9 protein-coding genes are annotated in these 10,828 nt (G+C 42.3%); 5 read left to right on the top strand and 4 right to left on the bottom strand.

Annotation, left to right across the window (positions count from 1 at the left end; translation table 11 throughout):
- Positions 1-369 precede the first annotated feature (369 nt).
- Positions 370-1,335 carry a tRNA 5-methoxyuridine(34)/uridine 5-oxyacetic acid(34) synthase CmoB gene (gene cmoB / locus C3007_RS05375; RefSeq protein ID WP_103853460.1) on the bottom strand — a complete coding sequence of 322 codons (966 nt, stop codon included), beginning with the start codon at positions 1,333-1,335 and terminating at the stop codon, positions 370-372.
- 133 nt (positions 1,336-1,468) lie between these two features.
- Here cmoB and rng point away from each other — a divergent pair, with 133 nt between their 5' ends.
- A complete protein-coding gene (rng, locus tag C3007_RS05370) occupies positions 1,469-2,944 on the top strand; it encodes a ribonuclease G (protein WP_103853459.1) in 1,476 nt (491 codons plus the stop codon).
- A 131-nt stretch (positions 2,945-3,075) separates the two neighbouring features.
- On the top strand, positions 3,076-4,524 hold the full coding sequence (gene tldD / locus C3007_RS05365; protein ID WP_103853458.1) for a metalloprotease TldD: 1,449 nt from the start codon (positions 3,076-3,078) through the stop codon (positions 4,522-4,524).
- 46 nt (positions 4,525-4,570) lie between these two features.
- Here the strand turns inward: tldD and C3007_RS05360 are convergent, their stop codons facing one another.
- Positions 4,571-4,906 (bottom strand): carboxymuconolactone decarboxylase family protein, encoded by a 336-nt coding sequence (locus tag C3007_RS05360; RefSeq protein ID WP_103853457.1) that lies wholly within the window; start codon positions 4,904-4,906, stop codon positions 4,571-4,573.
- Positions 4,907-5,059: 153 nt separating this feature from the next.
- On the opposite strand from C3007_RS05360, the gene C3007_RS05355 reads away from it, so the two are divergent.
- The 3 genes from C3007_RS05355 to rsmC all read left to right on the top strand — a co-directional run bounded on the left by C3007_RS05355 (position 5,060) and on the right by rsmC (position 7,607).
- Positions 5,060-5,968, top strand: coding sequence for a helix-turn-helix domain-containing protein (locus C3007_RS05355; RefSeq protein WP_103853456.1), 909 nt, complete (start codon positions 5,060-5,062; stop codon positions 5,966-5,968).
- Complete coding sequence (locus C3007_RS05350; protein ID WP_103853455.1) at positions 5,961-6,467, top strand: DUF2301 domain-containing membrane protein; 507 nt, start codon at positions 5,961-5,963, stop codon at positions 6,465-6,467. Before C3007_RS05355 ends, C3007_RS05350 begins: the two co-directional genes overlap by 8 nt.
- A 147-nt stretch (positions 6,468-6,614) precedes the next feature.
- Entirely contained in the window at positions 6,615-7,607 is a 993-nt protein-coding gene (gene rsmC, locus C3007_RS05345) for a 16S rRNA (guanine(1207)-N(2))-methyltransferase RsmC (RefSeq protein ID WP_103853454.1), read from the top strand.
- 94 nt (positions 7,608-7,701) lie between these two features.
- On the opposite strand, the gene fbpC is transcribed toward rsmC, so the two are convergent.
- Positions 7,702-8,751 carry a ferric ABC transporter ATP-binding protein gene (gene fbpC, locus C3007_RS05340; protein WP_103853453.1) on the bottom strand — a complete coding sequence of 350 codons (1,050 nt, stop codon included), beginning with the start codon at positions 8,749-8,751 and terminating at the stop codon, positions 7,702-7,704.
- Between the two features lie 12 nt (positions 8,752-8,763).
- Positions 8,764-10,821 carry an ABC transporter permease gene (locus C3007_RS05335; protein WP_103853452.1) on the bottom strand — a complete coding sequence of 686 codons (2,058 nt, stop codon included), beginning with the start codon at positions 10,819-10,821 and terminating at the stop codon, positions 8,764-8,766.
- Positions 10,822-10,828 lie beyond the last annotated feature (7 nt).

The raw sequence follows: 10,828 nt of genomic DNA, 5'->3' as shown, positions 1-10,828 counted from the left end.
TTTTAAATGAAAGAAGAACGCCATTGAGGGAACTTGATGGCGTTTTTTTATTTGCTTTATTTTATATCTCCTATTTTGGGTTTTATTTTGGGGCGTCTTTTTTCGCTTAATTTAATCTTGGCTATCTTAATTTATCTTCTCTTTCGTTTTTTTGTTGGTTGAATAATGATGTCAGTGAATTTTACCATTTATGCTGTAAGCAAGAATAAAATTAAATAAGACAGAAAACATATAAAAACTTAGTAAAATTACACCGCACTTTGGTTTTATGCTTTTTAAGAGAGAGCCTTAGTAAGCGATAAATAAGAATGAAGCATTTTCACTCTTATTTATATTTTTGCATTATTGTAAGCGCGGTATTTTTTCTAATTATTTATTCGCCAAAATCACTGCTCTTTTTGGTGCAGGATAGCCTTCAATGGTTTTGCTATGATCGTTTGGATCAAGAAAATCAATTAAGCTTTCATTTTCTAGCCATTCGGTTTTACGCTGTTCTTCAAGGCTGGTTACTGCTACATCTACACAGCGCACATTGTGGAATCCGCTTTTTTCTAGCCATAAAATCAAGGCCTTGACCGAAGGGATAAAATACACGTTTTTCATTTTGGCGTAGCGATCTTGTGGCACAAGCACGGTGTTTTCATCACCATCAATAACTAAGGTTTCAAGCACCAATTCACCGCCTGCTCTTAACTGATTTTTCAATTGCGCAAAATGTTCAAAAGGCGATTTTCGATGATACAGCACGCCCATTGAAAACACGGTATCAAACACGCCTAAAGGCTGCATTTGCTCAATGCCAAGGGGAATTAAATTGGCGCGTCGGTCATTATTTAGTAATTTACGCACCGCTTCAAACTGGCATAGAAATAATTCAGTAGGATCGATGCCCACCACCATTTTTGCGCCTTCGCCCACCATTCGCCACATATGATAACCACTGCCGCAGCCCACATCTAAGATTACGCGATCTTTGAGTGGGGCAAGGTGTGGTAGCACGCGATCCCATTTGAAATCAGAACGCCATTCGCAATCAATATGAATGCCATAAAGATGATAAGGCCCTTTGCGCCAAGGCATTAATTGCTTGAGATGATAAATAATGCGCTGACGCTCGCCTGCGCTGAGTTCAAAATCGCCCTCAGATTGCACCGCACTTTTTAAATTAATCTGATTGGCGTGCAAATCAGGCAGAAAATCCACAATTTTTGCCCATTTGGCGTAATCGCCGTGGGTTTGCTTTTCCCACTGTTTAAGTTGAGCGGGTAGTGTTTCGAGCCAAGCAGAAAGCGGGCTAGTTGCAATTTGTTGATAAAAAGGACGAAAATCGATCATAATTTATAAACTGAACATTCCAAAAGAAATGGTTAAAATTTGAGAAAGGTCATATTTTACCTGATTTGGTACTGTTATTCTATTTCCCTTTTCGCTAGACTAGCCAGCAGAAAAATAAGCAAATAAGATTAATATGGAAACCGTAGAATTATTAGTTAATGTAACGCCAAGTGAAACCCGCATTGCCCTTGTGGATACGGGGATTTTGAAAGAAGTGCATATCGAACGCCAAGCCAAACGTGGCATTGTTGGTAATATTTATAAAGGGCGAGTAACGCGCGTGCTGCCCGGAATGCAATCGGCTTTTGTGGATATTGGCTTGGAAAAAGCGGCCTTTTTGCACGCTTCTGACATTGTTTCGCATACAGAATGTGTAGATGAAAACGAGAAAAAACAGTTCATCGTCAAAGACATTGCGGAGCTTGTGCGTGAAGGGCAAGATATTGTGGTGCAAGTGGTGAAAGATCCTCTTGGCACGAAAGGTGCAAGGCTGACCACGGACATTACGCTGCCTTCTCGCTATCTCGTGTTTATGCCAGAAAACAGCCACGTTGGCGTGTCTCAACGGATTGAAAGCGAAGAAGAACGTGCGCGCTTAAAAGATCTGGTATTGCCATTTTGCGATGAATTAGGCGGCTTTATTATTCGTACTGCGGCGGAAGGGGCGCGAGAAGAAGATCTGCTGCAAGATGCCGAATTTTTAAAACGCTTATGGCGCAAGGTAATGGAGCGCCGCGCAAAATATCCAACACGTTCAATGCTTTATGGAGAACTTGCACTTCCGCAGCGTATTTTGCGCGATTTTATTGGGGTCGATTTAGAAAAAATCCGCATTGATTCCCATCTTTGCTTTGATGAAGTGAAGCAATTCACCGAAGAATTTATCCCAAGTTTGACGGACAAGTTAATGTTGCATTCAGGCAAGCAACCTCTGTTTGATGTCTATGGGGTGGAAAATGCTATTCATACCGCATTAGACAAGCGTGTTAATCTTAAATCGGGCGGCTACCTCATCATAGAACAAACGGAAGCAATGACCACCATTGACATCAATACTGGCGCATTCGTGGGGCATCGTAACCTTGAAGAAACTATTTTCAATACCAATATTGAAGCCACCAAAGCCATTGCGCAACAGCTTCAGCTACGCAATCTCGGCGGCATTATCATCATTGATTTTATTGATATGCAAAAAGAAGAGCATCAAACCCGCGTGCTGGAATCCTTACAAGAAGCGCTCGCGAAAGATCGCGTAAAAACTAGCGTGAATGGCTTTACTCAGCTCGGTTTGGTGGAAATGACGCGCAAACGCACCCGCGAAAGTTTAGAACATATTCTATGTGATGAATGCCCTGAATGTAGCGGACGTGGACGGGTGAAAACCGTAGAAACCATTTGCTACGAAATTATGCGTGAAATTATCCGCGTACACCACCTTTTCGACAGCGAAAAATTTGTGGTGTATGCTTCAAGAGCCGTAGCGGATTATTTGATCAACGAAGAAAGCCACGGACTTGTGGCAGAATTAGAAGTGTTTGTCGGCAAACAAATTCAAATAAAAACTGAAGTGTATTACCACCAAGAACAGTTTGATGTGGTAGTAATGTAAAACTTCACCAAAAAACACCGCACTTTGTTTGAGAGTAGATTAAGGCAGATCAAAGTGCGGTCGAAATTTTAGAGATTTTTTAACTAGGGCGAGCAGTCTTGTTCGCCCCTTAATTATTTATAGAGAAAACAATGCTAAATAAAGTAACCCAATCCCTACTTGCGCCGAGTCAGTTGGCAACGCAAGATTTAATGAATGTGTTTAACCTAATGGATCACCGCAATATTGATTATGCGGACTTATATTTCCAGCTTAGCCAAGATGAAAGTTGGGTGTTAGAAGACGGTATTATTAAAGAAGGTGGTTTTCATATTGATCGCGGTGTGGGCGTGCGTGCGGTGAGTGGTGAGAAAACAGGTTTTGCTTATGCGGATCAAATCAACTTGGCGAGCTTGCAGCAATGTGCCAATGCAGTGAAAGGCATTGCGCAGCCTACGCAACAAAGTTTTATTTTGCCACAGCCGTTCACGCCAGTTTCTGCGGTGCAACGCTATGCGGCGATTAATCCACTGGAAAGCCTTAGTAAAGAAAAGAAAATTGAATTATTGCATTTGGTGGATCGTACCGCGCGTTCGGCTGATCCGCGTGTTACCAAGGTTTCTGCTAGTTTAAGCGCAATTTATGAAGAAGTGTTGATTGCTGCCACTGATGGCACATTAGCTGCGGATATTCGCCCTTTAGTACGTTTGTCTATTTCTGTTTTGGTGGAAGAAGATGGTAAGCGTGAGCGTGGTGGCGCAGGCTGTGGCGGACGCTTTGGATTAGATTGGTTCTTTGAGATAGACAATGGCGAAATGCGCGCAGTGGCGTTTGCAAAAGAAGCGGTGCGACAAGCTTTGGTGAATCTTAATGCGATCCCAGCACCTGCTGGATTAATGCCTGTTGTGCTTGGTGCGGGCTGGCCGGGCGTGCTATTGCACGAAGCGGTCGGACACGGTTTAGAAGGGGATTTCAATCGTAAAGAAAGTTCCTTATTTACGGGCAAAGTGGGGGAGCTGGTAACTTCACCGCTTTGCACCATTGTTGATGACGGCACATTGCCAAATCGCCGTGGCTCGCTCACCATTGATGATGAAGGCGTGCCAAGCCAATGTAACGTATTGATTAAAGACGGCATTTTGCAAGGCTATATGCAAGACAAAATGAATGCGCGCTTGATGGGCGTTGCACCTACGGGCAATGGCCGCCGTGAAAGTTATGCCCATTTGCCAATGCCAAGAATGACTAATACTTATATGCTTGCAGGAAAAAGTAAATTTGACGATTTAATTGCTTCCGTAGATCGTGGCATTTTTGCACCGCACTTTGGGGGCGGGCAAGTGGACATCACTTCAGGCAAATTTGTGTTCTCAACCTCTGAGGCCTATTTAATCGAAAACGGCAAAATCACCAAACCAGTCAAAGGCGCAACCCTTATCGGCAGCGGCATTGACGTGATGCAAAATATCTCAATGGTGGCCGACAGCGTAGAAATCGACCACGGCATCGGCGTATGCGGCAAAGAAGGCCAAAGCGTCCCCGTTGGCGTTGGGCAGCCCGCATTAAAAATTGAAGAAATTACAGTGGGTGGGACGAGTTAGTTTACTTTTGTAAAAAACCTAGCACTATCGCTAGGTTTTTTATTAATTATTTATTAACGTTAAACGCCTCTAAAGCTCTTAATGAATAAGTATAGGCAGCGCCAGCGTTGAGGGCAATTGCCGTAGCTAATGCTGCGGCAACTTCTTCTTCCGTTGCGCCTGCTTTGACAGCTTCATCTGCGTGTACTGCAATGCAGCTTTCGCAGCGTGTGGTTACGGCAACGGCAAGAGCAATGAGCTCACGGGTTTTGGCATCGAGTGCGGAGGCTTCCATTGCACTTGATAATGCGCCATATGCCTGTAGCATTTTCGGGTATTTTTTGCCAAGTTCACCGAACGATTGTTTAACGTGGGCCTTTTCTTGTTTCCAGTCTTTAAACATTGTTTACTCCTATTTAATCAACAAATCATAGCTGTTTAACTTGTGTTATTATGAGATGATTTGTTAGAGTTATCTTGCAAAATCATCTCAAGTTTTGGTTAAAAAAGTCTAACAAAATACGTTATGATGCTGGTTTAGCATAAGGAGAAAGCATTGGATATTTTGGATCATTTAATTGAACTGGCTCAAATTGAAGGGGAAATTCACACCCATTGTTTGTTTCAGGGGGATTGGCAGTCGCTACAACCAAGTGCGGGGCAAAATATGGGCGTTTTTCATATTATTGTGCGCGGTGAGTGTGAAGTTATTGTCAATAAAGAAAAAATTTTGCTGAAAGCGGGAGATATTTTCTTTTTACCTGAGGGGGATTTGCACTATATTCAAAGCCGAAAATTTGCGGAAAATACACAAACCTTAATTGATAAGCGTCAAAATGGACTATTTCAAGTGGCGAGCAATAGTGTAGAAAAAAGTGATTTTGAAATGTTCTGTGGGGCGTTTTATTACGATAAGCAGTCTATTTTATTCAAAATTCTGCCGCATATTTTGCATTTTTCGATGTATCAAACGCCGATTGAGCAACTTGTTGCATTATTCCGTATTGAAGCTGAAGGGAAAGCGCAATTTGCAGGCAGATCTATTATTAATGCCCTTTCATCGGTGCTATTTTCCTACATTTTACGGCATTATATTGAAAAGCACGAAAGCAAAATGGGGCTGCTTGCGGTGCTACAGGACAAGCGTTTAGCGGTAGCGGTGCGAGCAATTTTGCAGAATCCAGAGAAAAATTGGAATATGGAAACCTTGGCAGAAATAGCGAATATGTCGCGTGCCAATTTTATTCGAGTTTTCCAAAAGAAAATGGATACGACACCCGGGAAATTTCTTTCCCAAGTTCGTATGCAGCAGGCATCAATGCTATTAAAAACAACGCAGAAAAACATTCTTACCATTGCTTTGGATATTGGCTATCAGTCAGAGGCTTATTTTAGCCGCGTCTTTAAGCAATATTACGGCATTTCGCCAAATCAATATCGTAAACAAGGAGAAACAGATGGCTGATCCACATATTCAATCACCGATGGATTGGTGTGATTATTTTACTGTCATCATTTATCGTTTAGGTTTTGTCTTAGCGGCAATAATGACAGCGCTTTTGCCTTATTATCCAGAGGTGGCTTATTTAGGATTACTCAGTGCGGCGTTATGTTGTGCTTCATCATTACATATTTATTTGAAAAATATCCGTTTTCTACTGCAATTTGGCACTTGGGCGGCATTGTTATGCCATTTATATGGAATGCCGCAACTGGCTATGGGCGGCGCTTTGCTGACACTTGGCGGTTTGGCATTTAAAGAATATTTTTGTTTTCGCATTTGGGGATTAAATTGGCAACCTGTTTTTCTTGCTTTATTGTGGTTTGCAAAAGTGCTGAATTATTCCTTATTTCTCAATGGATTATCAGTGATTTCTGGATTACTTTTTGCCGTGCTTGCGATCCAAAAATGGCGAATGCCGTTACATTTTGATATTGGCGATAAGCGTAAATATCAAATTTAATTGCCAGCAAAATCAAATGCAGGGAAAAATTTTATTTACAAAGAGATTATTGTCTTGGCTGATTTCGCATTATAGAATTCAGCAGTTTCATTCCTGCTTTTATCAACGTAGGACTTTATTGATATTTTTTAAGAATAGGATAAACCCGTGATTTCACCTGAAAGCCAAGTGCTAGAACGCCATCTTTCTTTATTTGAAAATCGAAATGTATTATTTGCTGGTGCGTTGAATGATGATTTTCCACAGCAATTACGCAACAAAGCGCAATCAGTCCATTGCTGGACTTGGTATTTTGACTATGCTGAAAACAAAAGTGCGGTGGATTTTTGCGTAGATTTTGTGCCAAAGGCAGATTTAATCGTTTATTATTGGACGAAAAATAAACAAGAAAATCAGTTGCAATTAATGCAGCTTTTATCACAATGCGCGCCTGAGCAAGAAGTACTGATTATTGGTGAAAATCGCAGCGGCGTACGTTCAGCGGAAAGAATCCTTTCTCCGTTTGGTGAGATTGGCAAAATTGATAGTGCAAGACGTTGTGGGCTTTATCATTTTTGTTTGAAAAATCCACCGCACTTTGATTTAGCCAAATATTGGAAATCTTATCAGCACGCGCAACTTGGTGATTTGACGATTTTCAGCTTGCCGGGAGTATTCAGCGCAGCGGAATTAGATGTGGGAACGGCATTATTGCTTTCAACATTAGATCGTCCGATCAAAGGTCGTGTGCTAGATATGGGCTGCGGTGCAGGTGTGATTGGAAGCTATATTAAACAGCATAATCCAAGTGTGAATCTTGTGATGACGGATATTCACGCTTTAGCTATTGCTTCAGCAGAGCGTACTTTGATAGAAAATCAACTTGAAGCAGATGTGTTAGCAAGTAATGTATTTTCACAAATAGAGGGCAAGTTTGACTTGATTATTTCTAATCCGCCTTTTCACGATGGCGTAGATACTGCGTTTCGCGCAGTGTCTGAGCTTATTCAGCAAGCCAAATGGCATTTAAATGAAGGGGGTGAGTTACGCATTGTTGCTAATGCTTTCTTACCTTATGCGGATTTGTTGGATCAGCATTTTGGCTCGCACCAAGTGTTGGTCAAAACCAATAAATTTAAAGTGTACTCAGTGCATTATTAAGATAAATAAAGTGCGGTGGTTTTTTGCTAAATTTTAACAGATTTTCCACCGCACTTTTTTAATCGGCTGTTGTAAGCCATTGCAACGAAATGCACTATTCTTTTTTCAGCAAGAACACGCCATAGTCAGCAAAATGCACATAGGCTTGTTTGATAGAAGGATCAAAACTATCAGGTTGGCAGTTGATGAGTAGCGGTTTGCCGCCCCATTGCGCTACAATTTCCCAGTGATTGCCCATATACACCGCGCTTTGAATTTCACAGCGTTGAGCCGCATCGCCTTGCGCTGAAAGGCGTACCGCTTCAGGGCGAATGCCGACTAAACATTCTCCGTCTTGCAAACCGAAGGATTGCACATTTGGCAAGGTGAACGCATATTGATTAACTGTTATCGTGCCGTTTTCAAGTTTGCCGTCAAAGATGCTACTTTCCCCCATAAAATTCGCTAAAAACAACGAGTTAGGGTGCTGATAAAGTTCTTTTGCAGAAGCCTTTTGCATAATTTTACCTTTGTGCATTACGATCACTTCATCAGACACGGCGAATGCTTCGCTTTGATCGTGGGTAACATAAAGGGAAGTGATGCCAAGGCGTTGTTGCAGCTCGCGGATTTTCTCACGCATACTACGGCGTAAATTCGCGTCAAGGTTGCTCAGTGGTTCGTCAAACAATAGTACTTTAGGTTTTAGCACCAGCGCACGCGCCAAAGCGACACGTTGTTGCTGACCACCTGAGATTTGATCCACATAGCGATCTTCAAAACCCGCCAAATCCACCAATTCCAAGGCTTCTTTAACTCGCTGTTTGCGCTCTGCTGATCCCACGCCCTGCATACGCAAACCGTAGCCCACATTATCTCCAATCGACATATGCGGAAACAGCGCATAAGACTGAAACACGATGCAAATATCACGATTTTGAATGGAGGATTTAGTGACATCTTCTCCATCAATAAAAATCTGCCCAGAAGTAGGGCTTTCTAGCCCTGCTACAAGGCGTAGCACGGTGGTTTTTCCGCAACCAGAAGGCCCGAGCAGGGTAACCATTGAGCCTTGTTTAATGGAAAGATTCAGATCATCGATCACCACCGCTTTACCAAAGGATTTGGTCACATTTTTTAACACTAAAAAATCATTATTCTTCATTTTTACAACCTATTAATTCATTTTTTTCGCTTTAGAACGAGCAATTCGCGTGTCGCCCACCAACCAGTCAAATAGCAAAATAATTGCCATCATTACCACGATTAAAATTGAGCCATAAGCAATGGCAACGCCGTATTCGCCGTCTTCTACGCGGTTTAGAATATAAGAAGTGGCAACCCTTGTATCTGCAGTAACTAAGAAGACAATGGCGCTGACTGTGGTCATTGCGCGCACAAAACTGGTTACCAACGCGGAGAGCAACGCGGGCTTAAGCAGTGGGAAGACAATATACCAAATGGTTTTTAACGAGCTGCCTTTGAGTGAAAGCGAGGCTTCATCAAGGGATTTATCAAGCTGCCCTAAACCCGCCACCGCAGCACGCATACCCACAGGCATATTACGCATTACCATTGAAAGCACGATGATGATGCTTGTCCCCGTGATATAAATTGGCGCATTGTTAAAGGCGAGAATATAGGAAACCCCTGCCACCGTTCCCGGTACGGCAAAGCAAAGCAAGGTTAAAAATTCAAGGGTTTTCTTGCCTTTAAAATCACGGCGCACGGTGATGTAGGCAATCAATAAGCCAAAAATCGCTGTAATCGGGGCTGCAGTAGCGGCAAAAATCACCGTATGAATCAGCGATGGCCAAGCGCCGTCACTAAAGCCTTGCCCGAATAAGGTGAGATAATGTTTAAAGGTGAAAGTGTAATCCACGCCCCAGTTCATTGTAAAGCTACCGTAGAAAATACTGCCGTATAGCACCGCATTAAACAGCACCCAGAAACCAAGGGTAAAAATAATGAAAAATTTCATCGCACTTGGCAAATCTTGCACATCACCGCGATAAGATTTGCCTGAAACGGTAACATAAGAGCGATTGCCGATCCATAAATATTGGATCACAAAAATCGCCAAAGAGAAGATCAGCAAAATACTGCCTAAGGTGCTGGCCGAAGCGTAATCTAACTGCGAGCCTGCAATGTAGAAATAAATTTGCGAAGAAATCACATCAAAGCTACCACCTAGCACAAGTGGGGTACTAAAATCGGCTAAAGATTGGATTGCCACCACTAAAAAGGCATTGGCAAGCGCTGGTTTGAGCAAGGGGAAAATAATATTGAAAAAGGCTTGATAGCGGTTTGAGCGTAGCGTATATGCCGCTTCTTCAATAGATGGATGAATGGATTTTAACGCCCCTTCTAAAATCATAAAAGCCATTGGCGTTAGCGCAAGCGTGTGGGCGATGATAATCCCAGTAAAACCATATAACCAGTTGCTGCTAAAGCCAAAATATTGCACTAAAAACTCCGTAACATAACCTGAACGCCCAAGCATTAAGGTTACCCCTAACCCTACCACAAAAGGCGGAGTTACAATCGGCAAAATGGAGAACATTTTTCCGATCACCGCGGTGCGTTTAGCAATGCGTGTGGTGTAAAGAGCAAAAATCAAACCAAATAATGTAGCTAAAATGCCCACCGTAATTGCTACACTAAGGGAATTACCGATAATCCGAATGATGTAAGGTTTTTCGACAATGCTGATTACTTGGCTTGGCACAAATTCCCCGTTGTCATAAAACATCGAGATAAAAATCGCCAAGGTGGGATACACAATGAAAAAGAAAATCAGCAAGACAATGCTAATGAGCGAGGCGATGATGAATTTATCCCCTTGCATCACCTTCATTTTTGCCAAGCCTTGAGTGGCAAGGGCAATCAGGCTCAACATTAGGACAAAAACGGAATAGCCGAGATTGAATTTTTCTATTGTGGCAGAAATAAACACAAATAGGAAAATCGCCAACACCGCCAGAAATTCTGCCAGACCTTGCTGCCGTTCCCCTTTCCCTTTGAAAACAGCAGACAAAATTGGCACAAAGGCTAATGCAGCAAACCAAAACCAACTTAAATTAAAGCTCGCCCAGCCCATTGCTTCATAAATTTCATCAGGCGTGGATTCCGCCAAACCATAATACAACGCCATAGAAGGCAAACAGATAAAGCCCAACAACGCGAGCAAAATCCAAAATAGGCGACTATTAAACATCTGTGACAGCTTTTTCATAACATCT

This window comes from Avibacterium gallinarum (genome assembly GCF_002921135.1).
Taxonomy (GTDB): Bacteria; Pseudomonadota; Gammaproteobacteria; order Enterobacterales; family Pasteurellaceae; genus Avibacterium; species Avibacterium gallinarum.
Note: the sequence above shows the minus strand (reverse complement) of the source record. Positions and strands in the feature narration are given on the sequence as shown.

What these genes read in the sequence shown, in the direction of transcription:
- cmoB (WP_103853460.1), bottom strand. Translation starts at nt 1,335, where the DNA reads ATGATCGATTTTCGTCCTTTTTATCAACAAATTGCAACTAGCCCGCTT.
- rng (WP_103853459.1), top strand. Translation starts at nt 1,469, where the DNA reads ATGGAAACCGTAGAATTATTAGTTAATGTAACGCCAAGTGAAACCCGC.
- tldD (WP_103853458.1), top strand. Translation starts at nt 3,076, where the DNA reads ATGCTAAATAAAGTAACCCAATCCCTACTTGCGCCGAGTCAGTTGGCA.
- C3007_RS05360 (WP_103853457.1), bottom strand. Translation starts at nt 4,906, where the DNA reads ATGTTTAAAGACTGGAAACAAGAAAAGGCCCACGTTAAACAATCGTTC.
- C3007_RS05350 (WP_103853455.1), top strand. Translation starts at nt 5,961, where the DNA reads ATGGCTGATCCACATATTCAATCACCGATGGATTGGTGTGATTATTTT.
- fbpC (WP_103853453.1), bottom strand. Translation starts at nt 8,751, where the DNA reads ATGAAGAATAATGATTTTTTAGTGTTAAAAAATGTGACCAAATCCTTT.
- C3007_RS05335 (WP_103853452.1), bottom strand. Translation starts at nt 10,821, where the DNA reads ATGAAAAAGCTGTCACAGATGTTTAATAGTCGCCTATTTTGGATTTTG.